Raw genomic sequence first — 26453 nt, 5'->3', positions numbered from 1 at the left:
TTCGGCCCCCTTCCGGCATTCCCCGGGGCTGTTGCAGCGGCGCGTAGTAAAGGCCATGACGAGCCGTGGCGGGATCTTCGACGCGGCCGGCCGTCATGCCTCTCACTTTTCCCTGGGGAGGGACCCTTGACCCGGCGTGTCCGGATCACTCTCACTTTGCTGAGCCTCGCCGCCCCACAGCAGGTCTCCTGCGACGGGGGCGGCACCTGCAACGCGATCGTCGGCGTCGGGGACATCACCGGGGACGGCAGGAGCGACCTGGTGGTGCGGGACTCGGCGGGGAACCTGTACCGCAACCCGGGTGACGGCAAGGGGTCGTTCGGGGCGCGGGTGAAGATCGCGAGCGGCCGGCAGGGCTACAAGGGCATTTTCTGGCCAACTTGTGACGTGTGTCACGCCCTCGGTAGGGGAATTGCTGGGGGCATGACAGATGACGCCATAGCGAGCGGGCAACCCGACGTCGCGGATCCCTCGGATCTATCGGACGAGGAACGGCTGGCCCAGCTCGGCTACACGCAGGTTCTCGCCCGTCGCATGTCGGCGTTCTCCAACTACGCGGTCTCCTTCACCATCATCTCGGTCCTCTCGGGCTGCCTGACGCTGTATCTGTTCGGCATGAACACGGGCGGCCCGTCGGTGATCATGTGGGGCTGGGTGGCGGTCGGTCTGATGACGTTGTTCGTCGGACTCTCGATGGCCGAGATCTGCTCGGCGTACCCGACGTCGGCCGGCCTCTACTTCTGGGCGCACCGCCTCGCCCCGTCCCGCACCGCGGCCGCCTGGGCCTGGTTCACGGGCTGGTTCAACGTGCTGGGCCAGGTGGCGGTGACCGCGGGCATCGACTTCGGGGCGGCGTCCTTCCTGGGCGCCTACCTCAACCTCCAGTTCGACTTCGAGGTGACAGAGGGCCGCACGGTCCTGCTCTTCGCGGGCATCCTGGTGCTGCACGGCCTGCTCAACACCTTCGGCGTCGGGATCGTCGGTCTGCTGAACAGCGTGAGCGTCTGGTGGCACGTGCTGGGCGTGGCGGTGATCGTCGGCGCGCTGACCTTCGTCCCCGACCACCACCAGTCCGCGTCCTTCGTCTTCGGCGAGTTCGTGAACAACACCGGCTGGGGCAGCGGGGTGTACGTCGTCCTCCTCGGCCTGCTCATGGCCCAGTACACCTTCACCGGCTACGACGCCTCGGCCCACATGACGGAGGAGACCCACGACGCGTCGACGGCCGGCCCCAAGGGGATCGTCCGCTCGATCTGGACGTCGTGGATAGCGGGCTTCGTGCTGCTGCTCGGCTTCACCTTCGCGATCCAGTCGTACGACGGCGCCCTCGGGTCGACGACGGGAGCGCCCCCGGCCCAGATCCTGCTGGACGCGCTCGGCGCCACGGCCGGAAAGCTGCTTCTGCTGGTCGTGATCGGGGCGCAGCTGTTCTGCGGGATGGCGTCGGTGACGGCCAACAGCCGCATGATCTACGCCTTTTCGCGTGACGGTGCCCTACCGTTCTCGCACGTGTGGCACACGGTCAGCCCGCGCACGCGCACACCCGTGGCGGCGGTGTGGCTGGCGGCGGGGAGCGCGCTGGTCCTGGGCCTTCCGTACCTGATCAATGTGACCGCGTACGCGGCCGTGACGTCGATCGCCGTCATCGGCCTGTACATCGCGTACGTCATCCCGACCCTGCTGCGGCTGCGCAAGGGGGAGTCCTTCCAACGCGGGCCGTGGCATCTGGGCCGCTGGTCGCGGATCGTGGGCGTGGTGTCGGTGGTGTGGGTCGGCGTCATCACGGTCCTGTTCATGCTGCCCCAGGTCTCCCCCGTCACCTGGGAGACCTTCAACTACGCCCCCATCGCCGTCCTCGCCGTCCTCGGCTTCGCCTCGACCTGGTGGCTGGCCTCGGCCCGGCACTGGTTCCTCAACCCCGACCACGAGCGCACCCGCACCCGCGAGGCGGCTCGCGCGAACGCCCCCGAACCGGTAGATCCCTAACACTCCGGACCCACCCCGGCCCGTCCTTGTGATCCGGCACGGCCGTGTCCCCGATACCCGATCGGCGACACGGCCACCTCCGGCTATGCTCGGGGTGGCAACATCGCCTGGGCCCTTAGCTCAATTGGCAGAGCAGTGGACTTTTAATCCATTGGTTGTGGGTTCGAGTCCCACAGGGCCTACACGAAGGACCCCAGCTCAGGGCGGCAACGAGCTGGGGTTCTGTGTGTCTTGCCGGGGGTGCGGTGGGGGTCCGCCACCGGCGTGATCGGGGGGAGCGGGTCAACGACCGTTCCCCGGTGGATCGCTGGGGCGGCTCGTCGGATTTCAGGTGTTCGGCTCGCTGTCGCCGGGTGTGTCGGTGGGCGGTTGCTCGACGACGAAAGATCCTTTGCCTCGCACGGTGACGATCAGCCCCCGCTCTCGAAGCTCCTGCGCGGCACGTCGCGCGGTGAGTCGGGCCACGCCGTATTCGTCGGCGAGGTGGTTCTCCGAGGGGATGGGCCTGTCCGGCGCCAGCTCCCCGGACTTGATTTTTCCGGCGATGACATCGGCCAGCTGAACATAGAGCGGTCTCGCGCTCATGGGGTCCAGCGCGGTCTTCGGCTCTTGCGTATCGCTCATACGTCCAACGTAGAGCGGCAGTGACCTGCACGATCGTGTGGATCCCTCTGTACTTGTATATAGAGGGCTATATCTCGATGTAGCTTCGAAGAAGGAAAGACCCCGGCGAGGTGGCAAGACCTCCCGGGGCATGGCCAACGCTTACCAGGAGCGCCGACATGTACGACCTTATCCGCCGCACCCTTGAATGGCTGCGTCTCCTCTTCGCCCCGGGAACCGGGAAACGGCGCCGCCGCCCGCACCGCTACTCCTACCCCCGCCTCCACCTCACCGTCGTACGCCGCCCCTCCGCCCCCCAGTCCCCGCAGTTGCCCCACCACCGCTCCCCGTACGGCCTTCCCACGCCCCTCGACGGGACCGGCTCGGCCCTCGTACGCCCCTATCTCACCGCTCACGAACGGGAAGCCGTCCTCCAGCAACACCGCCGCCTCGCCCTCGTCCTCGCCGCCGACTTCGGGATCGACCTCGACCGGCACCTGATCGGCGCGCAGGAGGTGGCCGCCTGATGGAACACCCCAGCGACCACCCGACGACCTCGCCGTCCCCTCGCCTGCTGCCCTGGCCGTCCCCCGACGGCAAGCCCTGCTATCTGGTGACGGACAGCGGCGGCGGCGCGACCACGGTGCTGCCGATGGGTGATGCTGCGGGCGGCCAGTGAGTCGGCACCCCGCAGCGCGGTGCCCGAGTCGGCTTGGGCCGGCTCGGGCGCCGCGGTGTTTCGAGGGGGCGATCAGCCGACGTCGGTCATCGCCTCGCGTACCAGTGCCGTGTCCACGAACTGTTCGAAGCGGACGATGCGGCCGCCGCGTACGACGAAGTGGTGGGCGACGCGGACGTTGATGTCCTTGCCGGTTGACTTGTTGGTGGCGGTGTAGCGGGCCAGGACGACGACGTTCTCGCCGTCGACGACGTAGGTGTCGTCGTGGGCCGCCCAGTCGTCCCAGTCCTTGGCGAGCCGTTCCATGACGTTGGAGGTCACGCCGCCGGGGGTGCGGTAGGTGCCGGCCAGGGGGAAGCCCGCCATCTCGGTCCACTCCACGTCGGGGGCGAGGGTGGCGCGGAGGGCTTCGAGGTCGCCGGCGGCCGAGGCGAGGTACTGGCGGCGGACCACGTCGGCCGGGGCCGCGGAGGTCGCGAAGTCGGTGGTGGGGGAGGCGGCGTGGGTGTTCGCGTGTGTCATGGCTGTCAGCCCCACTTCATTTCGCCCTTGGCGACCTTGGCGCCGATCTGGGCGGCGATCAGCATGCCGTTGTCGGGGTAGCGCTTGACGAGGGCCTCGGTCAGTGCGGCGCCGTCGGCGGCGGTCGCGAGCTCCTCGTCGAAGGCGAGGAGGTAGTCGCGGGTGGCGGCGATGGCGGAGGCGTCGGCGGGGGTGCCGGGCAGACGATGGCCGGGGACGACCAACTGCGGGTCGAGGGCGGACATCTCGTCCAGGAGCTGGATCCAGGCGGCACGGTCCTCGGGGGCGGCGGTGTCGGCCACCCAGACGTGCTCCTTCTGGAACAGCAGTACGCCACCGAGGATCGCGCGCTGCTCGGCCTGCCACAGGTAGTGGCGGTCGGGCAGGGCGGCCGGGCCGCCCTTCAGCTCGAAGCGGTGGCCCTCCAGGGTGAGGTCGCCGGTCAGCGGGGTGATGTCGACCAGCCGCGTGGGCAGGTTCGGCCCGAGGGCCTCCCAGGCCTTGAGCTTGCCCTCGTAGGAGTGCTGGATGTGCTCGATGACCTGCGGGGTGGCGACGAAGGTGGCGTCGGGGAAGGCGTCGGCGAGGACTTCGGCGCCGAAGTAGTAGTCCGGGTCGCCGTGGCTGAGGAAGACGGTGGTCAGCTGCTTGCCGGAGTCCAGGACGGCGGCGGCCAGGCGGTGGCCGTCGGCCCGGGTGAAGCCGGCGTCGATCAGCAGCGCCTCGCGCTCGCCGGTGACCAGGGTGGCCGTCTTGTTCTTGGTGCCGGCGGGGAAGTCGAGGTCGAGGACGGTGAATTCCAGCGTGCTCATGGGGCGCTCCTTTGGTGCGAGGGGGAGGGGAGGAGGGGGGCGGGGGAGACGGGTCAGGGGGCGTCTGGGCGCAGGGCCGCCAGGCGCTGGTCGATCTGGTCCGCGGTGGCGTGGCCGCGGGCCAGGACGGTGACGCGTTCGCCGTCGACGGCGAGGAGGGTGGGGAAGCCGGTGACGCCGAGCGCGGCGGCGCGGCGGAAGTCCGCCTTGGCCGCGGCCCGCGCCCCGGGTGCCTCGAACGCGACGGCCACGGCGTCGGCGTCGAGCCCGGACGCCTCGGCGAGCTGTCGGTAGGTGGCCGGGTCCGACAGGCTCCGCCCGTCGACGTAGAACGCGTGCTGCAGGGCCGTTGCCAGTTCCACCGCCTGGTCGGGGGCGGCTTCGCGCAGGGCGGCCACGCCGCGTGCGGCGGCCTCGGAGTCCATCACGAAGGACCCTTCGGTCAGCAGGCGCTGGTAGCCCGCACCGAACTCGGCACCGGTCAGCTCGGCGATCTGGTCGTTCGCGCCCTTGACGTAACCGAAGGCGCTCATCGGGACCCGGCGTTCCCCGGTGAACAGGCCACCCGAGACCACCTCGACCGGCAGCTCCGGGTGACGGGGCACGGCCTCGCGCAGGGTGCCCGAGAAGCCGTGCGACCAGCCGCAATAGGCGTCGAATACGTAGACGAGCTGCATCGGGGACCTCGGCAGGGGTGGGGCGCCCGCCCAGTGCGAGCGATTCATCTGACAAAACAGTATCTGCTGTGTCAGATATTTCCTTGGGTGTGGGCCAGGTGTGTGATGGGCGCCACAGCTATGCCTCCGGTGTCATTGGATCAGGCAGGCCGCCCGGTCGCAGCTCAGGGCAGACGGGGCAGCATGTCCCGCGCCGAGTGGCTCAGGATGCGCAGATCCTCCGCGAACCGCTCCCGGTCCGCCTCGGGCAGCGGCTCCAGGAAGTACCGCTTGATGTTCTCCACGTGCACCCGGGAGGCGCCCACCACGGTCTCCTCCCCCAGCCCGGTCAGCCGCACCAGCCGCCCGCGCCGGTCGCCGGGGTCCTCGACCCGTTCGACCAGCCCGGCCGCCTCCATACGGTCCACCAGCCGGGTGGCCCCGCCCGTGGTCAGCACCTGCTCCTGGGCGATGGCCCGCATCGACAGGCCCGGCTCCGCCGCCCGCCCCAGGATCAGCAGCACCTCGTACGTCAGATGGCTGATCCCGCACTCCACCTCCAGGGCACGCCCCAGGATGTACTCCAGCCGGTTGGCCGCCCCCTGCAACCGCCCGAAAGCCAGGACCAGCTCGTGCTGCGAGGCCTCCTTCGCCGTCGAAATCCCCGCGTACTCACTCACGGTCCCAGCGCCCCTCACGTCGTTCCCGGCCGGCCATGCACCGATCATGCCGTGGCCGCGGACGCGGCCACCGTCAGACTTTCGCGGTGGCACGGTCAGACCTCCGCGGTGGCACGGTCACACTTCACAGAAGCCGATGCCCTTGAGGGCGTCGTTGATCTGCCTGCCCTGGGCCTCGGTGGTCGTCACGTCCTCGTACGTGAAGCGCTGCGAGGCGGACCAGTCCAGTCGCCGGGCGTCTCCGTTGATCGCGCCGCACTGGTTGCGGGCGGCGTCCACGGCCTTGTCCTCGTACTTCACGATCTGGGGGTTGGCCGCGGCGAGCGCCCTGAGCAACCGGACACGGGTCGCCCCGACCGGCTCGGGCGGGATGCCGGCGGCGGGCGCGGCCGAGCTCGGATCGGTGCTCGGAGTCGTCGCGGTGCTCGTCTGCTTCGGCGTGGCCGCCGCGGTCGCCGTGTTCGGTGCCGGGTTCGTCGCCTTGTCGTCGTCGCCGGAGGACGTGCACGCGGTGAGCGCGAGCAGCGTGGCGGCGCCGACGGTGCGGAGCGTGGCGGCGGTGGTGGTGCGGGTGTACATGGTCCCCCCCCAGGGCCGTGGTGTCTCGGGGGTCATCATGCCCTCCGCGCGCCGGTGGTGTAGCCCGCTCCACCCCGGCTCGGGTGCCCGCCCGCCCGACCGGCCCCGGCCGGATCATCTAGCGTGACGGCATGTGGAAAACGGTCCGGCGGGCCGCCTGGGCCACCCTGCATCTCGTCGTGGCCGCGGCGATGGCGTTCGGGGTGTGGATATTCATCACCGTGCTGCTGATCACCGCCATCGGCACGCTCGCGGTGGTCGGCGCCTGGATGCTGCCCGAGACCGTGCTGCTGATCCGGCGGATCGCCGGCGCCAAGCGCGGACTCACCGCCGCCTGGACGGGACGGCGGATCCCCGAGGCGTACCAGAACATGACCGGGACGCTGCGGGAGCGGCTGCGGATCGCCGTACGGGACCCCGGCACGCACACCGACCTGCGCTGGATGATCGCCTACTACTTCTACGGCGCTCTCGTCTTCCTCGCGCTGCCGTTGTGGCCCGTCGGACTCGTCGTCGACGGCGTGTGGTGCGGGCTGCTGCGGCGACCCGCGGTCGTGCTGCCGTTGATCGTCCGGCTCGCGGACACCGAGGCCGGCCTGTCGACCGTACTGCTCATGCCGTCCCCGAAGGCGCAGCTCGCCGCGCGGGTGGAGGAGCTGAAGGAGACCCGGGCCGACGCGATCGCCGCGCACGGTGCCGAACTGCGCCGCATCGAGCGGGACCTGCACGACGGCGCGCAGGCGCGGCTGGTCGCCCTGTCGATGCGGATCGGGCTCGCCAAGCGGGCCTACGACCGTGATCCCGCGGCCGCCCGCAAACTCCTGGACGACGCCCAGGACCAGGCCGAACAGGCACTCACCGAGCTGCGGCACGTCGTACGCGGCATCCACCCGCCGATCCTCACCGACCGCGGCCTGGTCGGCGCGGTGCGGGCGCTGGCCGCGAGCAGCGGTCTGGCCGTGTCCATGGACGACGGCGGACTGGAGGAGGGGGTGCGCGCGCCCGCGGCCGTGGAGGCCGCCGCCTACTTCGTCGTCGCCGAGGCGCTGACCAACGTCGCCAAGTACAGCGGCTCACCCCGCGCCGAGGTCCGCCTCGCCCGTACCCGGCGCAGCCTGACCGTGCGCGTACGCGACGAGGGCCGGGGCGGCGCCGACGAGTCCGCCGGTTCGGGGCTGCTCGGCATGCGCCGGCGGGTCGCGGCGCTCGACGGGACCTTCGACGTCACCAGCCCGGCCGGGGGGCCGACCGTGATCGAGGTGGAGCTGCCCTGCGTGTGGTGATCACCGAGGGCGGTGTGGGCCTGGTCCGCCGCACCGTCAGCCCGCGTGAAGTCCCGTCAGCTCGCCCAGCGGCAGCGTGTGCTGGGTCTGGAGGACCTTCGCGCGCAGGTACCTGACGTTGTGCGCGGTCTGGAAGACGCCGGTGGGGACACGGTCGCGGACGTCGATGCCGAGGTCGCGCAACTGCCCTGCCTTGTCGGGGTTGTTGGAGAGCAGGTCGAGGCCGCTGATCCCGAGGGCCTGGAGCATCTGGGCGGCCGCCGTGTAGTCGCGGGCGTCCTCGGGCAGGCCCAGCGCGGTGTTGGCGGCGTACGTGTCGAGGCCCTGGTCCTGGAGGGCGTACGCGTCGAGCTTGTTGTAGAGGCCGATGCCGCGGCCCTCCTGGCGGAGGTAGAGCAGCACGCCGCCGCGGTCGGCGATGCGCTCGACCGCCTCGCGCAGTTGCGGGCCGCAGTCGCAGCGGGCCGAGCCGAAGACGTCGCCGGTGAGGCACTCGGAGTGCAGGCGGACGAGGGGGGTGGCGGGGGTGGAGGCGGTAGTGGAGGGGGCGGAGGGGGTGAGGGGGGTGGAGGTGCCGGGGGGTGTCGTCGTGGCCGGGTCGCCGAGGATGATCGCCACGTGTTCCTGGCCGTCGACCAGGCCGTGGAAGGTGGCCAGTTCGGCGTCGACGCCGTAGCCGTCGTGGAAGCGCAGCGGTACGCGGACGCGGGAGCGGAGGGTGGCGGCGGGGAAGTCGTACATGCGGGTTCTCCCGGGTCCGGGGATCAGAGGCGCAGTCTGTGCTTCAGATTTGAAGCACATCTACGATCACGGACCTTACCCCATGCTTTAAATTTGAAGCAATTGGTTTGTGGTGGGTTTGTGGTGCGGCTCACGAACAGGAGGGCGAGGAGCGCCGGCGCCACGGGACGTCGTCCGGTGCGGACCGGGCGCCCTCGTCCTGGAGGCCCTGCGCGATCCCCGTGCAGATCTCCTCCAGCTGGTCCACCTGCTCGTCGGTGAGGCGGTCGAAGAGGGAGGCCCGGACCGTCTCGACGTGGCCCGGCGCGGTCTGCTCCAGCACCGTCATGCCCTCGTCCGTCAGGACAGCGACGCTTCCGCGCTTGTCCCAGCGGCAGTCCTCGCGCCGCAGCAGCCCGTCCTTCTCCAGGCGCGTCACCGCGTACGTCAGCCGACTGCGGGTGATCTTCAGCTTCTCGGCGAGATCGGTCATGCGCAGCCGGCGGTCGGGCACCTCGGAAAGACCGGCCAGGATGGAGTAGTACAGGTGCGGCATGCCGGCCTCCTGCTGGAGCTGCCGGTCGATCGCGTCCTCCAGGAGTTGCGTCGCGGCGATGTACGCGCGCCAGGCGCGCTGCTCCTTCGGCGTGAGCCAGCGAGTCGTCATGCACCCAGTGTAGGTTTGCTTCAAACTTGAACCAAGAGTGCCGTGCCGCCGCCTTCGAGAGGGACCGCGCCGATGCCCCACCCGTACGTCCTCCTCTCCGCCGCCGTCTCCCTCGACGGCTACCTGGACGACACCGGCCCCGACCGCCTGCTGCTCTCCGGCCCGGCCGACTTCGACCGGGTCGACGAGGTGCGGGCGTCCGTCGACGCGATCCTGGTCGGAGCGGGGACGATCCGTGCCGACAATCCGCGGCTGCTGGTCAACTCGGCGCAGCGGCGGGCGGCGCGGGTGGCCGCGGGGAAGCCGGAGTATCCGCTGAAGGTCACGGTCAGCGGGTCGGGGGACCTGGATCCGGCCGCGAACTTCTGGCACACCGGAGGCGAGAAGATCGTCTACACGACGGACAAGGGCGCGGTGCGGGCCCGTGCCGTGGGGCTGGCGGCGGATGTCGTGCCGCTCGGTGCCGAACTCGACTGGCCGCTGCTGCTGGAGCACCTGTACGACGTCCGTGGCGTGCGGCGTCTCATGGTCGAGGGTGGCGGGCAGATCCACACGCAGCTGCTGCGGCAGGGGCTCGCCGACGAGCTCCAGCTGGTGCTGGCCCCGCTGTTCGTGGGTGACCCGGACGCGCCTCGTCTGTTCGGACCCGGCCCCTACCAGGGCGGACGTCTCCGGCTGGTGGAGACCCGGGCGGTGGGCGACGTCGTTTTGACGCGCTACGAGCCGACGGCACCGGGCGGGCGGCGGCCCTCCGCCGCCGACCACCGCTGGCTGGCGCTCGCCTGCGAACTGGCGGCCGCGTGTCCGCCCTCGCGTACGGCGTTCAGCGTGGGGGCGGTGGTGGTGGCGGCCGACGGCACGGAGCTGGCGCGCGGCCACTCCCGGGAGGGGGGCGACCTGGTCGTCCATGCGGAGGAGGCGGCGCTGGCGAAGATCGCGCCGGGGGATCCCCGGCTGGCCTCCGCGACCGTATACAGCAGCCTGGAGCCGTGTGCGCGGCGGGCTTCGCGGCCGGCGCCGTGTGCGCGGCTGATCCTTGAGGCGGGGGTGCGGCGGGTGGTGACGGCCTGGCGGGAGCCGGACACGTTTGTCGCGGGGGCCGACGGGAGTGGGGTGCTGGCTGCCGAGGGCGTGGAGGTCGTTGTGCTCCCTGGGTACGAGGAGCGGGCCAAAGCGCCGAATCTGCATCTGTTGGGGTGAGGGCTTGGGCCGTCGTATGTCTGTGGCGGCTTGTGCGGGTGGTGTGGGGTGCGCGTGGCCGTATGTCTGTGGCGGCTTGTGCGGGTGGTGTGGGGTGCGCGTGGCCGTATGTCTGTGGCGGCCTGTGCCGGTGGTGTGGGGTGCGCGTTGCGCCTTCGGGTGCGTTGTGGGTCGGGGCCGTGTCGGGGGGTGTCCGTCCTCGGAACGGCGCGGAATCGGTTCCTTGGAGAGGTGCCGGCGTTGACGCGCCAACCGCTGCGGGCGGACACCCCCCGACACGTCCCCTTGCCGCCGTACGCGGATGCGGGAGGCGCTCTCGCAGGTGGGCAGGCCGGGCGGCGGGAACCGATGCGACTTTTGGTCCGCGGATGGCGTACAGTGGAGACACAACGACGCGGGGTGGAGCAGCTCGGTAGCTCGCTGGGCTCATAACCCAGAGGTCGCAGGTTCAAATCCTGTCCCCGCTACTGAAGGCCGAGGGCCGGAATCCAGAAATGGGTTCCGGCCCTCGGTGTTTTGCGTGCGGGGTTTCTTGTTACGTGGGGTGATCGGGTGACCGCCCTCCGCATAACAACTGACATACCGTCAGTACTTTGGTTGCTGCTGAGGTTTGGTCAACTCGCCCGATTTTCGCCGGTGGTGGGCCGTAAGTCCCCGGCAGAAAGGTTAATGATCAAGTGGAACAGCTTGGAATCGAGGCCCCGCGTCTATTAACGTTCGATAACGCAGCGCGGTCGTCCCAGCCGTCACAAGAGTCGGCTCCGTGCGCACGCGCCGAATCCCGCAAGGGAACCGGGGAACCACCAACTTGGGGTGAATCGCGCGGATGCCACCGTGAACTCACGGGCGGTATACGCGCGTAGGAGACCTTCCTGCTCCGAACCCGTCAGCTAACCCGGTAGGCGAGAAGGAAGGAAAGGAGCACGCCCACGTGGCGTCCAACCGGCCTGCCCCAGAAGCCCCGTTCGTGCCGAGCCAGCGCGACAGCGAGACCTTCGGCTACGGCGAGTACCGCACCGACGAGGGCCCCTGGACGGAGTGGAACCCCACCGAGGAGTCCATCCGATCCGTACGTGGCCGGCATCGTGTCGCCAAGCAGCGTGGCGGACTCGCCCGCAGCTCCACCGTCCTCGGCGTCGGCGTCATAGCCGCGGTCGGCGCGGGCGGCATGGCCAGCGCACAGACCGGCAAGCCGCCGGTGTCGATCTCCATGCCCGACCTGCCCAACGTGGGCTCCCTGATCTCCGACGACTCGGACGCCGCCGAGGGCTCTGCCACGGCGCTCAGCAGCGTCGGCGTGGCCTCGGCCGACACCGAGCAGGGCACCTCCGACGCCGGCGAGTCGCTGCGCACCCGGATCCTGGCCCAGGCCGAGCAGCAGCAGGACCAGGTCGAGAGCAAGGCCGCCGCCGACGCCGCGGCCGCCGCCGAGAAGCAGGCCGCCGAGGCGGCCGCCAAGGCGGAGAAGGCGGCCGAGGCCAAGGCCGCCGCCGCCAAGCAGAAGGCGGAGGAGGAGGCCGAGAAGAAGGCCGAGGCCGCGCGACTGGCCGAGCTGGCCAAGCAGTTCGCGCTGCCGACCTCCTCGTACACCATCACCTCCACCTTCGGTCAGGCCGGTTCGCTCTGGTCCTCCGGCTACCACACCGGTCTCGACTTCGCCGCGCCCACGGGCACCCTCATCAAGGCCGTCCACACCGGCACGATCACGCAGGCCGGCTGGGACGGGTCGTACGGTTACAAGACCGTGCTCACCCTCGATGACGGCACCGAGGTGTGGTACGCCCACCAGTCCTCGATCAGCGTGAGCGTGGGCCAGAAGGTCAACACCGGTGACGTCATCGGGCGCGTGGGCGCCACGGGGAACGTGACCGGGGCGCATCTGCACCTCGAGGTCCACTCCGGCGGTGCCGGCAGCGGCATCGACCCGATGGCCTGGCTGCGGAGCAAGGGCCTCAACCCCTGACGCCTGTCCTGTGCTGAACACCGGTGGTCCTGACGGCGGTCCTTCCCGACGTCAGGGCTGCCGGTCAGGCATTTGCGGAGTTTTTGCCGGTGCTCCTGGAATGGCGGGCTCCGGCACGGCCGTTGACACAGGGCATGACCTCTTCTTCTCCTTCGCTTCGCAAGCTCGGCTCCTCCGACCTGGAGGTCTTCCCGCTCTCCCTCGGCGGTAACGTCTTCGGCTGGACCGCCGACGAGGCCGCCTCCTTCGCCGTCCTCGACGCGTACACCGCCGCGGGCGGCAACTTCCTCGACACCGCCGACTCCTACTCGCAGTGGGTCGAGGGCAACCAGGGCGGCGAGTCCGAGACCATCATCGGCAAGTGGGTCAAGGCGCGGGGCAACCGCGCGGACGTGGTGATCGCGACCAAGGTCAGCCAGCACCACGAGTACCCGGGCCTGACCGCCGCCAACATCAAGGCCGCCGCCGACGCGTCCCTGCGCCGCCTCGACACCGACCACATCGACCTCTACTACACCCACTTCGACAAGCCCGAGGTGCCGGTGGAGGAGATCATCGGCGCGCTCGACGAGCTGGTGAAGGCGGGCAAGGTGCGGCACATCGCCGCCTCCAACATCTCCCCGGAGCGGCTTGAGGCGTCCCTCGAATTCTCCGAGAGGGAAGGCCTGGCGCGTTATGTGGCCCTCCAGCCCCAGTACAACCTGGTCTCGCGCGACACGTACGAGGGCGAAGTCCAAGAGCTGGCCGAGCGCTTCGGCCTCGCGACCGTTCCGTACTCCGCCCTCGCCTCCGGCTTCCTCACCGGCAAGTACCGGCCCGGCACGACGGTCGACAGCCCGCGAGCAGGGGGCGCCGCCCAGCACCTCGACACCGAGCGCGGTCAGAAGGTCCTCACCGCCCTCGACGAGATCGCCCGGTCCCACGACGTCCCGGTCGCCACGGTCGCCCTCGCCTGGCTGGCCGCCCAGCCGACGGTGGCGGCACCGATCGCGTCCGCGCGTACGGTCGAGCAGTTGCCGGCCCTGGTGGGCGTCGCGGAACTCGACCTGACGGAGCAGGAGGTCGCGCGGCTGACGGAGGCGTCGGCCTGAGGCGGCCATGGAGGCGGGGGCTTCGCAAGGCCCGGTGGTGTCCAGTGGCGTCCGGTGGTGCCGGGCATTGCCGGCCCTTTGGGGCCTACGTCCGGTACGGGTTGTAGGCGGTGTAGGCCGTGTAGGCGGGATTCGGGACCGCCGGATACGCGGGCGCCGCCGGGTAGCCGTACACCCCGTACACCGGCCACGGCGGCGCGGTCACCGCCACCGGCGGTGCCGTCGCCCGTGCCGCGTGGTCCAGCGCGGGACGGGCCACGTCCCGACGCCACCACAGCTCGGCCAGCAACTCCCGTTCCCGTGCGGCGAAGTCGGCCTCCGCCCGCCCGCGGCGCCCCCGATGCCGTAGGAACGCCAGCGAGGTCGCGTAGGCCTCGTACTCGGCCACCGCCCGTGCGGCGGGCCGCCCGAAGTGCCGGCGGGCGTACTCGCGGGCCAGCCGCCGTGCCCGCATCGAGCCGAGGGCGTACGGCTCGGCCGGCGTCAGCCAGCCCGCCACGGTGTACGCGGGCAGCTCTTCCCGAACGGTCTTCAGCTCACGCTGCCGGGTCCAGATGACGAGCCACGTCAGCAGCCCGAAGGCGGGCACCATGAATGCCGCGTAGACCGCGAAGAAGCCGTACTCGCCGAACGTCGACGAGCCGTTCCAGATCGCGTGCATGCCCATCGCGAGCAGCAGCCCGGACAGCGGCAGCAGGACGCGCCGCAGGTGGTGGCGCCGCGCCGAGAGTGCGGAGATGCCGAAGCCGATGCCGGTGAGGACGGTGAAGAGGGGATGGGCGAACGGGGACATGACGACGCGTACGAAGAAGGTCGCCGCGGTGACGGAGGCGATGCCGGTGTCGCCGGTGAGCTGGTCGGTGCCGAAGGCGGTACCGAGGTAGAGGATGTTCTCGGTGAACGCGAACCCGGTGGCGGTGACCCCGGCGATCACCACGCCGTCGACGATCCCGGTGAAGTCGCGTCGCCGGAAGAGGAAGACCAGTAAGACGGCTGCGGCCTTGGCCGATTCCTCCACCACGGGCGCTATGACGGTCGCGCCGAGGGTGTCCGCGCTGGAAGGGTCCGCTGTGGCCGTCGCTATCCATCTGGTCGCGAAACTGTTGGCGATGATCGCTATCAGGGCCGCCGCACAGGCCCCCCAGGCGAAGGCGAACAGCAGATTGCGCCAGGGGCCCGGCTCGACCCGGTCGAGCCACCGGAAGGCGGCTATGAGCAGCGGGACGGGCAGGACGGCGAGACCGAGGCCGACCAGGAACCCTTCCGTGCCGGTCTGTTCGCGGACCAGGGCGAGGATGACGAGCCCGGAGAGCGCGAGCAGGGTGCTCAGCGCGCCGTAACGCACCCAGGTCTTCTGCCACCAGTGCGCGTGCCGCAGTGCTCCGCCGGTCGGATCACTGGTTTGCGTCGGGTACGGAGGAACGGTGGCCACGGCATTGACCCTAACGAGGCAGAGGCGCCGCCCGCAGGAGGGCGAGGGGGGTTCAGGCGCCGGTGGGGGGTTGGTCCTTGTGCGCTATGACGTGCTCTACGCGGCGGAAGAGCAGGTCGTTCACGACATGACCCTTCTCCAGTCCCTGGCCCTCGAAACGAGTCAGCGGCCGGAACTCGGGACGCGGCGCAAAACCGCCCTCTGGCTGCGTGTTCTCGAAAGCGGGGTGCGCCGTGAGCACGTCGAGCATCTGCTCCGCGTACGGCTCCCAGTCCGTCGCGCAGTGCACGAGCGCCCCCGGTCCGAGGCGGGTCGCGGCGAGGTCGAGGAACTCGGGCTGGATCAGCCGCCGCTTGTGGTGCCGCTTCTTGGGCCAGGGGTCGGGGAAGTACACGCGCAGACCGGCGAGGGAGTCGGGGGTGAGCATCTCGCGCAGCAGGATGATCGCGTCGCCGTTGCCGACGCGGATGTTGGACAGACCGTTCTGATCGGCGAGATTGAGCAGGTTTCCCTGGCCCGGGGTGTGTACGTCGACGGCGAGGATGTTGGTGTCCGGGTCGGCGCCGGCCATCTGGGCCGTGGCCTCCCCCATCCCGAACCCGATCTCCAGGACGACGGGATTGCCGTTCCCGAACAGTTCGGTGAGATCGATGACGCGCTGCCCGTCGATGTCGAGGCCCTGCGAGGGCCACAGCCGCTGCAGCGCGTCCGCCTGCCCCGCCGTCACCCGACTCCGCCGAGGCTGAAAACTCCTGATCCGCCGCTCGAAATGCGACCCCGCCGGATCAGCACTCGGCCCGTCGGGAAACCGAGGCTCCCCCTTGGCGCGAACATGCCGGACGGACACGCCGGGCGTGTGGGCGTCGCCCTGACGGGCTTCGGAAACATCGAGGGACTCAGACACAGTGCGACCAATTTTACGACCCGCCGAGCCTGCCCGACGTCCCGGTCCGCATCATTCAGCCCCTCCGGCGTTTGAGGAGCGGGGTCTGGGGCGGAGCCCCAGAAGGACGGGAACGGGAAGGGGCGGCGGGGGCGAAAACAGCCCGGCGCCCACCACCGCTCCGGCCGCCCCCCGTCACGCAGACGCCAGCGCCGCCAACGCCCGCCGAGCCACCTCCCGCCCCACCGGCAGGGAAGCCGTCGCCGCAGGCGAGGGCGCGTTCAGCACATGTACGGCCCGCGCCCCCTCCCGGATCAGGAAGTCGTCCACCAGAGCCCCGTCCCGAAGCACCGCCTGCGCCCGCACCCCCGCGGCCGCAGGCACCAGGTCCTCCTCCTCGACCCCCGGCACCAGCCGCCGCACCGCCTCGACGAACGCCCGCTTCGACACCGACCGCCTGAGCTCCCCCGCCCCGTACCGCCAGTGCCGCCGAGCCATCCGCCACACACCGGGCCACCCGAGCGTCCCGGCCACCTCCCGCGGCCGCACGACACCCCACCCGTACCCCTCCCGGGCCAGCGCCGGCACCGCGTTGGGCCCGATGTGCACGCCCCCGTCGATCCCGCGCGTGAGATGCACCCCGAGGAAGGGAAACGCCGGATCCGGCACCGGATACACCAGTCCCCGCACCAGCGAGGGCCGCGCCAGCGAGTAGTACTCCCCGCGGAACGGCACGATCCGCAATCCCGGCTCGTCCCCGGTCATCCGCGCGATGTCGTCGCAGTACAGCCCGGCGCAGTTCACCAGCACCCGCCCCCGCACGATGTCCCCGGCAGCCGTCCGAACGGCCACCCCGAGCTCCGGCCGCCGATCCACCCGTACGACCCGCGCCCCGTACCGGATCTCCGCCCCGGACGCCTCGCCCAGCTGCCGCGCGACCCCGGCGAAGTCGCACACACCCGTCGTCCCGACGTGTATGGCGGCGAGGCCGCGCACCTCCGGTTCGTACTCGGCGATCTGGGCGGCGCCCAGCTCCCGCACCGAGATCCCGTTCTCCCGGCCGCGCTGTACGAGCGCGTGCAGCCTCGGCAGCTCGGCCCGGTCGGTCGCGACGATCAGCTTGCCGGTGACGGCGTGCGGGATGTCGTACTCCGCGCAGAACTTGATCATCTCGGCGGCGCCCCGCACGGCGTACCGTGCCTTGAGCGTGCCGGGCCGGTAGTAGATCCCGCTGTGGATCACCCCGCTGTTGCGCCCCGTCTGGTGGCGGGCGGGCCCGGCCTCCTTCTCCAGCACCGTCACCCGCGTGCCCGGGGCGGCATGCGTGATCGCATACGCCGTCGACAGGCCGACGATCCCACCGCCGATCACCAGCACGTCACAGTCGTACGCGAGCTCCCGCGCCTGGCGCGCCACCTGCACCACCTCCCGGCTTCGATAGTGCACTGCGCCACTGACAATGCGCTCAAACCCGGGAGGCGGACGGAGCAGTCAGGGTTCAGGCCGGCGTCATGAGGAGCGGTCGTGCCCGCTCCCGCAGCTCGACCACGCGCGGTTCGTCGCCGTAAGGCTCCAACCGGTGCAGCAGGTCTTTCACGTACTCGGTGGTGCGCGCGGAGGAGATGCGCCCCGCGACCTCCACCGCCCGCACGCCCTGCTCGCATGCGGCGTCGAGATTGCCGGACTCGAGCTCGGCGACCGCCGAGACCACCAGACGCAGGCCGTGCGAGCGTACGAACTCCTCCGTCGGCTGCGACAGTGCCTGCTCGGTGAAGCGGCGGACCTGGCGCGGTGCCTTCAGGTCGCGGTAGCACTCGGCGGCGTCCGCGGCGAAACGGTCGTACGAGTAGAAGCCCAGCCAGGACGGATCACTGTCGCCGTCCCGGGCCCGCTCCAGCCAGCCCTCGGCGGCGCGCAGCGCGGCACCGGCCGCCTGGGCGTCACCCGCGCGCGCGTGGGCGCGTGCCTCGACGAGCCGGAAGAAGCTCATGGTGCGGGCCGTCGCCAGGCCCCGGTTGCGTTCCAGGGCGGCCTGGGCGAGGTCGACGCCCTCGTCGCCGAAGCCGCGGTAGGTCGCCTGCAACGACATGGAGGCCAGCACGTAGCCCCCGAGGGGGACGTCGGCCGCGGCGCGGGCCAGGCGCAGCGCCTGGATGTAGTACCGCTGCGCGGCCTCCTGCTGGCCCGTGTCGAAGGCCATCCAGCCGGCCAGGCGGGTGAGCTCGGCGGAGGCGCCGAAGAGGGCCCGGCCGACCTCGTCGGAGTACGAGCCGAGCAGCAGTGGTGCCGCCTCCACGCGCAGGCATTCGGGCACCATCGACGAACGCCAGTCGCCGCCTCCGTACTTGGAGTCCCAGCGCCTGGCGTCCTCCGCGGCCTCCCGCAGTTTCAGCACGTCGCTGTGGCCGACTTTGAGCGGTGCGCCGGAGCCCTCCGCAGGGTTCGCGTCGCGCGCCACCGAGCTGTCGGCCGGGGTTATCAGCCATCGTGAGGCAGGCGTTGCGTACGCGCTTACTGCGAACGATCCGGCCAGCGACTGCCAGATGCCGCCGGAGCCGGCCCGGCGTCCCGCGAGGTCGAGTCGGTACAGTTCCGTCGCCGAGCGCACCGCCTGTCCGACGTCCCTGGGGAAGGCGAGGCCCACTTCGGGTGCGGGATCCGCGTCCGCCAGGCCGATCTCGTGGAGCGGCACCGGGCGGCCGAGCTTCTGCCCTATGGCGGCGGCGATGAGGTGCGGCGCAGCGCCCTGCGGCACCATGCCCTTCGACACCCAGCGCGCCACCGAGGTCTTGTCGTAGCGAAGAGTCAACCCGCGTTGAGCGCCAAGGTCGTTGACGCGACGCGCGAGTCCTGCGTTGCTGATTCCCGCGAGGGCGAGAACGGCGCCGAGTTTTTCGTTCGGCCCGCGTTGCTCCCTGGACATTGCGCCACCCCTCGACACAGACGGCTGCCGCGCTGGCATAACCACGCGGCATTCGTAAACCCAGCGTAGTTCGCCGCATCCCAAGCGTTAAGGGGCATTGTTCCGGTTGGCGGGATTGTGGTCCGTACTGAAGTGCGGGTCCGCGACGGACGGTTGCAGTGTGCTCCCGCTGTGTGGCCGTGCGCCTGTACGTGCGCTCTTCTCCGGCCATTGCGGGAGCGGTTCCATGGGCGGTGCGTGGGTCGGCCCGCTGTACTGGATCCAGTGGGCTGGGGGACACCGCCGCCTACATCCCCGCGGGCGGCGGAACGGCCCGGGGGGCGAACTCCGTCTCCCGGGCTGTGCGTTCGCCGGACGGCGGGCGCAGCGTGTACGGAGCGTGGGCAACGCCGTTCCGTTGCTGCCGAATTGGCCGAAAATCGACCCTCCCCTGTGCGGGTCATCAGCGCTCTCACCATGGAACTTGAGGGCGTGCGGGGCGTCCTGGGGGAGCGTTTCGGGGGCGCATTCGCGTCGCAGTCAGTCTGCCGCACATCTTCGATCACTGTGCCGCCACCCCTCGATCTCCCTGCCTCGCCCGGGTGTTCGACGCGATGCGCGAGTCTCCGCCGGGGCGCATTGCGGGGAGCACAAGCGGCCCCACCGCCTCTCCGGTGCGCCTCCTTCATGGCAGCATGGTGCCGAGTTCGTCCGGTGCACTGGTTGTCCACAGCCTGTGGAGGCGTCGATGCGGTGGTTGGTGGGATGGAGCAGCACCGCCGCGAGGGCCGTCGAGGCAGGCTCCGCGGGAGCGGTCGGACACGACGGTGAGACCTTGCACCCGGTGGGCTCCCACCTGTTGTGGGGCGACCCCGATCCGCTGTGGGCGGTCGGCGACTGGCGCCCGGACGAGGTGCGGATGGTGAAGGCCGACGCGCAGACCCGGATCGCGGTCCTCGGCATCTGCGGAGCGACGGACGAGCAGCTGCGGGTCGGACTGTTCGCCGCGCGCGGAGGCGCGCTCCGGCATCTGACGGCCTGGCCGGGCAGTTACACGGCCGTCGTCCAGGTGGGCCGCCGGATCACCGTCTGCGGCGACCTGGCGGGCGCCCGGCCCGTGTTCCACACCCCCTGGGCAGGCGGCACCGCCTACGCGACGGCCGCCCTCCCGCTCGCCGACCTCATCGAGGCCAACCTCGACTACGGCCACCTCGCGGCACTGCTCGCCGCCCCCGACGTGCCGGCCGCACTGCACGACTCCACCCCCTACGACGGCGTACGGCGCATTCCGCCGGGGCACGCGCTGATCCTGCGCGCCGGAGCGCGTGAGATCGCCGGCTACGAGCAGGTCGCCTCCCTCGCGGTGGCGGCGCCCATCGCCGACCCGGGCAGGGCGGTGGACGCGGTACGGGACGCGCTGGTCGAGGCGGTCCGCGTGCGTCTGTCGGCTCCCCGACACGTCCCCGGCGCCGACATCGACCCCGGGCCGGTCCCCGGTATGGGCCCCGCGGAACGGCGTGCCGCGCGCGGGATGCCCGCTCCGGGCATCGGGGCCGACCTGTCCGGGGGACCCGCCTCGGGGACCCTCGCCCTGCTCGCCGCCGGCCTCCCGGGCATGCCGGGCACCGTGCTGGGGCACGGCACGGGTGCGGGGGAGCGGCTGCTGGCCGTCACCTTCAACGACCTGGCCGTCGGCGGCCGCGAGTCCGAACTGGAGCGGGCCGGCACCCTCGCGGCCAACCCGCGCCTGCACCACGTGGTGGTGACCGGCGGAGAGGAGACCCTCCCGTACGCCGAACTGGACGGCCCCCTGACCGACGAACCCGGCCCGTCCCTGGTGACCGCGGCCCGCCACCGCGCCCGCCTCGCCGCCGGCAGCGCGGACCACTTCACCGGCTACGGCGCCCGCCAGGTCCTGGACGCCCACCCGGCCCGCCTCGCGGACCTCCTGATGGACCGCAAACGCCGCCATCTCGTACGCCCCGTCGCCGCGCTCGCCAAGGCGGACGGTTCGGTACTGGTCCCCGCGCGCGTGTACGGCGCCGCCCGCCGCCTCGCCCGTACCCCGTACCGCACCGGCCTGGAGGTCCTCGCCGACCGCCTCATGCAGCGCCGCTTCGACGAACCCGGAGGCGCCGTGGGGGCGTCCCTGTCCGCGCTCGCCTGGGCCAGACCGGGCCCGGCGGCACGCTGGCTCACCGGCGAGGCGCTCGCTGAAGTATCGGTTCGCCTCCAGGGTGCGACCCACCGCTCCGGGGTCGGCCCCGGCCAGCGCCCCGGCGACTTCCGCGCGCGCGGCGCCCTCGCCCGCACGGCGGCGGACCTCCGCATCCTGGAACAGGCCGCCGAGATCCGCTTCCAACGCCTGCACGCCCCCTTCCTCGACAACCAGGTCGTCCGCGCCTGCCGCGCCCTCCCCGAGTCCCTGCGGGTCCAGCCGGGCGCCCGGGCCGCGATCCTCCGTACGGTCCTGGAGGGCGCCGGCGTCGCCGACCTCCCGCCCGGCTGGGGCGCCCCGTCCCACGCCTCCTCGGCGGCAGCCGCCCGCACCGGTCTACGCGTCTCCGCGGACTCCCTGATGGCCCTGTTCGGCACCCCGCTGCTGGCCCAGGCGGGCCTGGTCGAGGCCCGAGTGGTCCGCAAGGCGCTGCGCGCGGCGGCGGAGGGCGAGCCGCTGCCCCTGGACGGCCTGGCCGACCTGGTCTCCCTGGAACTCTGGCTCCGCCGCCTCCTCGCCCGCCGAGGCACCTGCTGGACAGGCACCCCGGCACGCACGCGTGCGGTACCGGCCGGGATCAGACCCCAGAGGGGGGCGCTGGGAGCGGGGGCCTCGGGCGGGGCGGCGCTGGCGTAGCCCCCGACCAGGCGGTGGGACTGGCGACGGCCCCGCAGCACGCGTTCTACGTCGACGGGCGGAGCCTGTCGGACCCGGCCACCTACCGACAACTCGCCGAGGCGTCCGGTCTGGACGCCGACGCCGTGGCCGTCGCGTTCGAGGCACGCGGGGCGCGGGCGGGCTGCGGTCAAGGCGTTACTTCCGCCGCGCCGGGCCGCGGCCAAGGCGGACGTCCGCCGCGTCGTCGCGCTCGGCTCACCGGCTTCCCCACCCTCCTCGCCGTCGACGGCGAGCGCGTCACCGTTGTAGGGGCGTAGTCCGTCCACGCAAGCCGCAGACGGCACACCGGCAACGCCGGGCGCGGGGTCCCACCGAGTGGGGTGGTTTGTGGCTCAGCTTGTGTCTCATGGAGTCGGGTGGTTTGTGGCTCGTCTTGTGTCTCACGGGGTCGGGGGCTTGAGGCTCGCCTCGTGTCCCACCGAGTCGCATGCCCAAAGCGGTCACTTCTGCCCGACCGAGTCGGTGGTGGGTGGGCATAGGCCGGGGGTCCGGGGGCGGAGCCCCCAGCGAGGTCAGCGCCCACGCCGGGTGCCGTCGGCGAACCCGGCGACATCAATCGCGGCGTCCGCCAACCCCGCACAGCGACCCCGGCGACAATGACCCGGTGCGGTACAGAATCCTGGGCGTCACCCAGGCCGAGGACGAGAACGGCACCGTCGTACCCCTGGGCGGCCCCCGCCTCCGCGCCCTCCTCGCCGCCCTCGCCCTCCGCCCCGGCCGCGTCGCCACCCCCGGCACCCTGATCGACGAGGTCTGGTCCGGCGCCCCGCCCCAGGACGCCCCGGCCGCCCTCCAGGCCCTCGTCGGCCGCCTCCGCCGTACCCCCGGCATCGGCAGGGACGCCGTCACCTCCGAGCCCGGCGGCTACCGACTCGCGGCGACCGAGCAGGACGTGGACCTCTTCGTCTTCGAGCGGCTGGTACGACAGGGCACCGCCGCCCTCGACCACGGCGACGGCCTCACCGCCGCCCGGCATCTGGACGCCGCCCTCGCCCTGTGGCGCGGCCCCGCCCTCGCCGACCTCCCCGACCGCACCGCGGCCACCGGCCCGGAGGCGCTGCGCCTGGAGGCGACCCGCGCCCGGATCTCGGCCCGTCTGCTGGTCGGCCGCGCCCAGGACGTCGTACCGGAGCTGAAGGAACTGACCACGGCGCATCCGTACGACGAACCGCTGCACGTCCTCCTCATCCGCGCCCTTCGAGACACCGGCCGCGGCGCCGACGCCCTCGCCGCCTACGACACGGCACGCCATGCCCTCGCCGACGGCCTCGGCACCGACCCCGGCCCCGAACTCCGCGCCCTGCACGCCGAACTCCTCGCGCCACCCCGGGCCGCCGAACCGCGGGCCATCACATCTCCGGCCGCCGAACCACAAGCCATCGCACCCCGGGCCGCCGAACCCCGAACCATCACACCTCCGGCCGCCGAACCCCAGGCCATCGCACCCCGCGCCGCCGCCCCACACCCCCAACCACCCGAGCGCACCGGCAACCTCCGCCCCCGTCTGACATCCTTCGTCGGCCGGGAACCCGAACTCGACGCCATCCGTTCCGAATTGCACAGGGCCCGTCTCGTCACCCTCACCGGACCGGGCGGCTCCGGAAAGACCCGTCTCGCCGAGGAAGCAGCCGCCGGGCTCCCGCAGGCGTGGCTGGTCGAGCTCGCCCCGCTCGACCGGCCGGAGGCGGTGCCGGGCGCGGTGGTCAGCGCGCTCGGTCTGCGCGAGACCGTGCTCATGACCAACGAGCTGTCGGCCCCGCAGGAGGACCCGGTCGCCCTGCTGATCGAGTACTGCGCCCCGCGCAGCCAGCTCCTGATCCTTGACAACTGCGAACATGTCATCGGCGCGGCCGCCGACCTCGCCGAGACCCTCCTCACCCGCTGCCCCGGCCTCACCGTCCTCGCCACCAGCCGCGAACCCCTGGGCGTCCCCGGCGAGTCGGTCCGCCCGGTCGAGCCCCTCCATCCCGACCAGGCGCACCGCCTCTTCGCCGAGCGCGCGGCCGCCGTCCGTCCCGACGCGGACATCGTGACCGGCGACGAGGAGGCCGTCGCGGAGATCTGCCGCCGTCTCGACGGACTGCCGCTGGCCATCGAACTGGCCGCGGCCCGGCTCCGGCTGCTCACCCCCCGTCAGATCGCCGACCGCCTCGACGACCGCTTCCGCCTCCTCACCTCCGGAAGCCGCACGGTGCTGCCCCGCCAGCAGACCCTGCGCGCGGTCGTCGACTGGTCCTGGGACCTGCTCGACGAGCAGGAGCGGACGGCGCTGTGCCAGATGTCCGTGTTCGCGGGCGGCTGGGAGCTCGACGCGGCGGAGGCCGTCTGTACCGGCCCGGTCGCGGACCTGCTCGGGGCGCTCGTCGACAAGTCCCTGATCGTGGCAACCCCGCGCGAGCGCCCCGGCGGTGAGGGCATGCGGTACCGCATGCTGGAGACCATCCACGAGTACGCCGTGGAGCGCGCCGCCGAGTCCCCCGGGCTGCGCGCCGCCGCCGAGCGCCGGCACCGTAGGTGGGTACGCGCGCTCGTCGAGGAGGCCGAGCCGCTGCTGCGCTCCGCCGCGCAACTGCCCTGGATCTCCCGCCTGGAGACCGAGTTGGACAACATCCGCGCGGCCCTGCACCGCGCGCTGACGGCCGGCGCCGAGGAGGAGGCGGGCGCCCTCGTCCTCGACATGGGCTGGTTCTGGTGGCTGCGCAACTACCGTCACGAGGGCATGGAAGGGTGCGAGCAGGTCCTGCGTCTGGGCGTGGCCCTGGACACCGCCGACGGCGACGGCCGGGCCGCCTTCCCGGCCGCCCCGCCCCCTCCCGACCCCGTCGACGCCTTTCTCGCCGCCCCGGACGGCGAGGCGCACCACCCGCTGCACACCCAGCGGATGCGGCTGCGGATGCTGCTGCTCTTCCTCGGCGCCGACACCGAGGCGATGTACGGTCCGGCGGACGAGCGGATGCGGCGGTACGTCCGACGGGTGGGTGCCTTCTTCGAGAAGGGCGGCCGGGAGGCGGCCCGGATGCCGGGACTCACCTGGCCCCTGACCGGCGTCCTGCTGGGCGATCCGGTGGACGCGGGGCCCCTCCTGGACGCCGCTGTCGCCAACTGCCGTACCTACGGCGGCGACTGGGAGACCGGCGTCATCCTCATGTTCCGCACCCACATGGTCGTCGACGCGCCGGGCGGCATGCAGGGCGTGGACGACGACCTCACGGAACTGCGGGTGCTCAGCCGACATGTCGGCGACCGCTGGCTGTGGGCCCAGGTGTGCAGCGCGGCGGGGGAGGCGGCCATGTCGCGAGGCCGCCTGGCTCAGGCCAAGGGGGAGTACGAGGAGGCGCTGCGGCTCGCCTACGAGGTGGGTGCCCACACCGAGACGCCGTTCCTCCTCGCGCGGCTCGCCGAGATCGCCTACCGCGCGGGTGAACGTACGGCCGCGCTCGCCGCGCTGGACGAGGCGAGCGCCGCCGCCGACCGGTACGGCGTGGCGGACTCCCGGGCGTTCGTCCTGCTGCTGCGTTCACTCGTCGCGCTGGACGACCAGGACATCGCCCGCGCGCGCCAGATGCACGAGGCGGCGCGCAAGGCCTCCGCGCGGGCCACTCCGCCGCCGCAGTTCACGGCGATGCTGGACCTGGTCGACGCGTTGGTGACGGCCGCCGAGGCGGGCCCGCAGCACGGGCTGCCGAAGCTGCGCGACACGCTGCGTGAGGCGGTGGAGAAGCGGTGCGCCGACGCCGTCGCGGCGGCCGTCATGGACAGCGCCGCGGACCTGCTGTCCCGGCTAGGCGACCACCCGCGCGCGGTGCGTCTGTTCGCGGCCGGAGAGCACTGGCGCGGCGGCCATCCGCGCCCCATGCCGGAGCGTGCCGCCGCCGAGCGGGCCGAGTGCGCCGCCCGCGCCGCCCTGGGCGTCGAGCGGTACGAGACGGAGCACGCCAGGGGCGCGTCCCTCACCGTGGACGGCGTACTGCGCGACCTCCACGAGGCGCTGCACAGACACCTCGCCGACGGGCCCCGGTGAGGCCCCGAGCCCCTAGGAGCAGGTGAACTTCGACTCCGCCCAGTCCGCGAGCGCCAGGTCGTCGAGGTGGCTGTGCGGTTCGACCACCAGCCGTACGGTCCTGCGCCCGGCGAGGTTCACATGGACCGGCACCGCCGTGTCCTCGCCCTTGACCATCCCGGACCTCCACAGCTGGACACCGTCGGCGTGGACAGAGAAGGAGACCTTGCCCAGCCCGGCCGTCATGTCGTCGACGCCGACCAGCGCGTCGTAGGCGGAGCACTCGCGGTGGAGATCGACGGTGACGGACGAGCGGCCGTGCACGGTGACGTCGTGCGTGTACCACTTGTCGGCGATCGAGGCGCCGTAGCGCTGCCACACCCAACTGCTCTCGCCGATCCGCATCTCGGGCTCGGTGCCGTCGCCGGTGATGTCGTACGACAGCTCGCTCCACTGGTAGACGGCCGGGGCGGGCGGCTGCGGAGTGGGCGTGGGCGTCGGGGTGTGCGTCGGCGTCGGGGTGGGCGTGGGCGTCGGCCTCGGCGGCGCAGTGGCCGCCGGCTCACGCGTCGATGCCGGGGCCGGGGTGGACGTCTGCGCGGGGTCGGGCGTGGAGGTGGGTGCCGGCACCGGTGTCCGGGCGGGTGTTGCATGGGGCGCCGCCGCGAGCACCGGGGGCACCTGCCCAGGTTCCTTCTTCGGTGGCGCGGGCGTGTTCCTCGCGGGCTCGATCACCGGCGTGGACGCGGGCGGCTTGGCGTCCGGCTTCCTGGCCGGACTGTCGTCGCCGATCAGCGCCAGCGCCACCGCGGCGGCCGCCACGGTCGCCACACCGGTCACGAGGGCGGCCTTCGCGGGCGCGCCCAGCCCCTCGGAGACGGCCGCGCCGCCACCGGCGC

23 protein-coding genes, 2 tRNA genes and 1 riboswitch are annotated in these 26453 nt (G+C 72.0%); of the genes, 12 read left to right on the top strand and 13 right to left on the bottom strand.

Going from position 1 to position 26453, the window contains the following annotated elements:
- Positions 1 to 423: 423 nt before the first annotated feature.
- Both ACWBNA_RS40860 and ACWBNA_RS40855 read left to right on the top strand, forming a co-directional pair.
- Entirely contained in the window at positions 424 to 1986 is a 1563-nt protein-coding gene (locus tag ACWBNA_RS40860) for an amino acid permease (RefSeq protein WP_482709690.1), read from the top strand.
- Positions 1987 to 2095: 109 nt separating this feature from the next.
- A tRNA-Lys gene (locus ACWBNA_RS40855) sits at positions 2096 to 2168 on the top strand.
- A gap of 145 nt (positions 2169 to 2313) precedes the next feature.
- Here the strand turns inward: ACWBNA_RS40855 and ACWBNA_RS40850 are convergent.
- Positions 2314 to 2610 (bottom strand): GntR family transcriptional regulator, encoded by a 297-nt coding sequence (locus ACWBNA_RS40850; RefSeq protein WP_482709660.1) that lies wholly within the window; start codon positions 2608 to 2610, stop codon positions 2314 to 2316.
- Between the two features lie 158 nt (positions 2611 to 2768).
- On the opposite strand from ACWBNA_RS40850, the gene ACWBNA_RS40845 reads away from it, so the two are divergent.
- Complete coding sequence (locus ACWBNA_RS40845; RefSeq protein WP_482709659.1) at positions 2769 to 3116, top strand: hypothetical protein; 348 nt, start codon at positions 2769 to 2771, stop codon at positions 3114 to 3116.
- Positions 3116 to 3268 (top strand): hypothetical protein, encoded by a 153-nt coding sequence (locus ACWBNA_RS40840; RefSeq protein ID WP_482709657.1) that lies wholly within the window; start codon positions 3116 to 3118, stop codon positions 3266 to 3268. The genes ACWBNA_RS40845 and ACWBNA_RS40840 overlap by 1 nt, the downstream gene beginning before the upstream one ends.
- Positions 3269 to 3340: 72 nt before the next feature.
- Here ACWBNA_RS40840 and ACWBNA_RS40835 read toward each other — a convergent pair whose 3' ends face one another.
- From ACWBNA_RS40835 to ACWBNA_RS40815, 5 genes are all read right to left on the bottom strand, one after another.
- The gene (locus ACWBNA_RS40835) at positions 3341 to 3790 is read right to left on the bottom strand and encodes a nuclear transport factor 2 family protein (protein ID WP_482709655.1); all 450 of its coding nucleotides are present in this window, start codon (positions 3788 to 3790) and stop codon (positions 3341 to 3343) included.
- 5 nt (positions 3791 to 3795) lie between these two features.
- On the bottom strand, positions 3796 to 4602 hold the full coding sequence (locus tag ACWBNA_RS40830) for an MBL fold metallo-hydrolase (RefSeq protein WP_482709653.1): 807 nt from the start codon (positions 4600 to 4602) through the stop codon (positions 3796 to 3798).
- Between the two features lie 53 nt (positions 4603 to 4655).
- Positions 4656 to 5279 (bottom strand): DsbA family protein, encoded by a 624-nt coding sequence (locus ACWBNA_RS40825; protein WP_482709689.1) that lies wholly within the window; start codon positions 5277 to 5279, stop codon positions 4656 to 4658.
- 164 nt (positions 5280 to 5443) lie between these two features.
- Complete coding sequence (locus ACWBNA_RS40820; protein ID WP_482709651.1) at positions 5444 to 5938, bottom strand: MarR family winged helix-turn-helix transcriptional regulator; 495 nt, start codon at positions 5936 to 5938, stop codon at positions 5444 to 5446.
- 117 nt (positions 5939 to 6055) lie between these two features.
- On the bottom strand, positions 6056 to 6517 hold the full coding sequence (locus tag ACWBNA_RS40815) for a hypothetical protein (protein WP_482709650.1): 462 nt from the start codon (positions 6515 to 6517) through the stop codon (positions 6056 to 6058).
- Between the two features lie 131 nt (positions 6518 to 6648).
- Here ACWBNA_RS40815 and ACWBNA_RS40810 point away from each other — a divergent pair, with 131 nt between their 5' ends.
- Positions 6649 to 7800, top strand: coding sequence for a sensor histidine kinase (locus ACWBNA_RS40810; RefSeq protein WP_482709648.1), 1152 nt, complete (start codon positions 6649 to 6651; stop codon positions 7798 to 7800).
- A 36-nt stretch (positions 7801 to 7836) separates the two neighbouring features.
- On the opposite strand, the gene ACWBNA_RS40805 is transcribed toward ACWBNA_RS40810, so the two are convergent.
- Together ACWBNA_RS40805 and ACWBNA_RS40800 are read right to left on the bottom strand one after the other, a co-directional pair.
- The gene (locus tag ACWBNA_RS40805; protein WP_482709646.1) at positions 7837 to 8541 is read right to left on the bottom strand and encodes a GTP cyclohydrolase II; all 705 of its coding nucleotides are present in this window, start codon (positions 8539 to 8541) and stop codon (positions 7837 to 7839) included.
- 130 nt (positions 8542 to 8671) lie between these two features.
- On the bottom strand, positions 8672 to 9187 hold the full coding sequence (locus ACWBNA_RS40800) for a MarR family winged helix-turn-helix transcriptional regulator (RefSeq protein ID WP_482709644.1): 516 nt from the start codon (positions 9185 to 9187) through the stop codon (positions 8672 to 8674).
- A 72-nt stretch (positions 9188 to 9259) separates the two neighbouring features.
- Between ACWBNA_RS40800 and ACWBNA_RS40795 the strand changes: the two genes are divergently transcribed.
- From ACWBNA_RS40795 to ACWBNA_RS40780, 4 genes are all read left to right on the top strand, one after another.
- Positions 9260 to 10387, top strand: a complete 1128-nt coding sequence (locus tag ACWBNA_RS40795; protein WP_482709643.1) for a dihydrofolate reductase family protein — start codon at positions 9260 to 9262, stop codon at positions 10385 to 10387.
- Between the two features lie 393 nt (positions 10388 to 10780).
- Positions 10781 to 10854 (top strand) — tRNA-Met (locus tag ACWBNA_RS40790).
- 295 nt (positions 10855 to 11149) lie between these two features.
- A riboswitch (cyclic di-AMP (ydaO/yuaA leader) is annotated at positions 11150 to 11307 on the top strand.
- Positions 11308 to 11318: 11 nt separating this feature from the next.
- Positions 11319 to 12350 (top strand): M23 family metallopeptidase, encoded by a 1032-nt coding sequence (locus tag ACWBNA_RS40785; protein ID WP_482709641.1) that lies wholly within the window; start codon positions 11319 to 11321, stop codon positions 12348 to 12350.
- A 134-nt stretch (positions 12351 to 12484) separates the two neighbouring features.
- Positions 12485 to 13441, top strand: coding sequence for an aldo/keto reductase (locus ACWBNA_RS40780; RefSeq protein WP_482709640.1), 957 nt, complete (start codon positions 12485 to 12487; stop codon positions 13439 to 13441).
- Between the two features lie 85 nt (positions 13442 to 13526).
- On the opposite strand, the gene ACWBNA_RS40775 is transcribed toward ACWBNA_RS40780, so the two are convergent.
- The 4 genes from ACWBNA_RS40775 to ACWBNA_RS40760 all read right to left on the bottom strand — a co-directional run bounded on the left by ACWBNA_RS40775 (position 13527) and on the right by ACWBNA_RS40760 (position 18679).
- The gene (locus ACWBNA_RS40775) at positions 13527 to 14873 is read right to left on the bottom strand and encodes a PrsW family intramembrane metalloprotease (RefSeq protein ID WP_482709639.1); all 1347 of its coding nucleotides are present in this window, start codon (positions 14871 to 14873) and stop codon (positions 13527 to 13529) included.
- A gap of 52 nt (positions 14874 to 14925) precedes the next feature.
- Positions 14926 to 15777, bottom strand: a complete 852-nt coding sequence (gene trmB, locus ACWBNA_RS40770; RefSeq protein ID WP_482709637.1) for a tRNA (guanosine(46)-N7)-methyltransferase TrmB — start codon at positions 15775 to 15777, stop codon at positions 14926 to 14928.
- Positions 15778 to 15951: 174 nt separating this feature from the next.
- Positions 15952 to 17202 carry an L-2-hydroxyglutarate oxidase gene (lhgO, locus tag ACWBNA_RS40765; protein WP_482709635.1) on the bottom strand — a complete coding sequence of 417 codons (1251 nt, stop codon included), beginning with the start codon at positions 17200 to 17202 and terminating at the stop codon, positions 15952 to 15954.
- A gap of 52 nt (positions 17203 to 17254) precedes the next feature.
- Complete coding sequence (locus tag ACWBNA_RS40760; protein ID WP_482709633.1) at positions 17255 to 18679, bottom strand: NsdA family TPR-like regulatory protein; 1425 nt, start codon at positions 18677 to 18679, stop codon at positions 17255 to 17257.
- Positions 18680 to 19406: 727 nt separating this feature from the next.
- On the opposite strand from ACWBNA_RS40760, the gene ACWBNA_RS40755 reads away from it, so the two are divergent.
- The 3 genes from ACWBNA_RS40755 (at position 19407) to ACWBNA_RS40745 (ending at position 25575) form a co-directional block, all read left to right on the top strand.
- A complete protein-coding gene (locus tag ACWBNA_RS40755; protein ID WP_482709632.1) occupies positions 19407 to 21512 on the top strand; it encodes an asparagine synthase-related protein in 2106 nt (701 codons plus the stop codon).
- Between the two features lie 14 nt (positions 21513 to 21526).
- Positions 21527 to 21811: a hypothetical protein gene (locus ACWBNA_RS40750; RefSeq protein WP_482709631.1), complete on the top strand. Its 285-nt coding sequence runs from the start codon at positions 21527 to 21529 to the stop codon at positions 21809 to 21811.
- A gap of 347 nt (positions 21812 to 22158) precedes the next feature.
- The gene (locus ACWBNA_RS40745) at positions 22159 to 25575 is read left to right on the top strand and encodes an AfsR/SARP family transcriptional regulator (protein ID WP_482709629.1); all 3417 of its coding nucleotides are present in this window, start codon (positions 22159 to 22161) and stop codon (positions 25573 to 25575) included.
- A 12-nt stretch (positions 25576 to 25587) separates the two neighbouring features.
- Here ACWBNA_RS40745 and ACWBNA_RS40740 read toward each other — a convergent pair.
- A partial coding sequence (locus ACWBNA_RS40740; RefSeq protein ID WP_482709627.1) for an NPCBM/NEW2 domain-containing protein occupies positions 25588 to 26453 on the bottom strand: 866 nt, incomplete at its 5' end.

Source organism: Streptomyces sp. Q2, from assembly GCF_056820935.1.
This window is presented reverse-complemented; position numbering and strand designations above follow the sequence as displayed.

Coding starts and splice junctions, on each gene's coding strand:
- ACWBNA_RS40860 (WP_482709690.1), top strand. CDS start 424: ATGACAGATGACGCCATAGCGAGCGGGCAACCCGACGTCGCGGATCCC.
- ACWBNA_RS40850 (WP_482709660.1), bottom strand. CDS start 2,610: ATGAGCGATACGCAAGAGCCGAAGACCGCGCTGGACCCCATGAGCGCG.
- ACWBNA_RS40845 (WP_482709659.1), top strand. CDS start 2,769: ATGTACGACCTTATCCGCCGCACCCTTGAATGGCTGCGTCTCCTCTTC.
- ACWBNA_RS40840 (WP_482709657.1), top strand. CDS start 3,116: ATGGAACACCCCAGCGACCACCCGACGACCTCGCCGTCCCCTCGCCTG.
- ACWBNA_RS40835 (WP_482709655.1), bottom strand. CDS start 3,790: ATGACACACGCGAACACCCACGCCGCCTCCCCCACCACCGACTTCGCG.
- ACWBNA_RS40830 (WP_482709653.1), bottom strand. CDS start 4,602: ATGAGCACGCTGGAATTCACCGTCCTCGACCTCGACTTCCCCGCCGGC.
- ACWBNA_RS40825 (WP_482709689.1), bottom strand. CDS start 5,279: ATGCAGCTCGTCTACGTATTCGACGCCTATTGCGGCTGGTCGCACGGC.
- ACWBNA_RS40815 (WP_482709650.1), bottom strand. CDS start 6,517: ATGTACACCCGCACCACCACCGCCGCCACGCTCCGCACCGTCGGCGCC.
- ACWBNA_RS40810 (WP_482709648.1), top strand. CDS start 6,649: ATGTGGAAAACGGTCCGGCGGGCCGCCTGGGCCACCCTGCATCTCGTC.
- ACWBNA_RS40805 (WP_482709646.1), bottom strand. CDS start 8,541: ATGTACGACTTCCCCGCCGCCACCCTCCGCTCCCGCGTCCGCGTACCG.
- ACWBNA_RS40800 (WP_482709644.1), bottom strand. CDS start 9,187: ATGACGACTCGCTGGCTCACGCCGAAGGAGCAGCGCGCCTGGCGCGCG.
- ACWBNA_RS40795 (WP_482709643.1), top strand. CDS start 9,260: ATGCCCCACCCGTACGTCCTCCTCTCCGCCGCCGTCTCCCTCGACGGC.
- ACWBNA_RS40780 (WP_482709640.1), top strand. CDS start 12,485: ATGACCTCTTCTTCTCCTTCGCTTCGCAAGCTCGGCTCCTCCGACCTG.
- ACWBNA_RS40760 (WP_482709633.1), bottom strand. CDS start 18,679: ATGTCCAGGGAGCAACGCGGGCCGAACGAAAAACTCGGCGCCGTTCTC.
- ACWBNA_RS40755 (WP_482709632.1), top strand. CDS start 19,407: ATGCGGTGGTTGGTGGGATGGAGCAGCACCGCCGCGAGGGCCGTCGAG.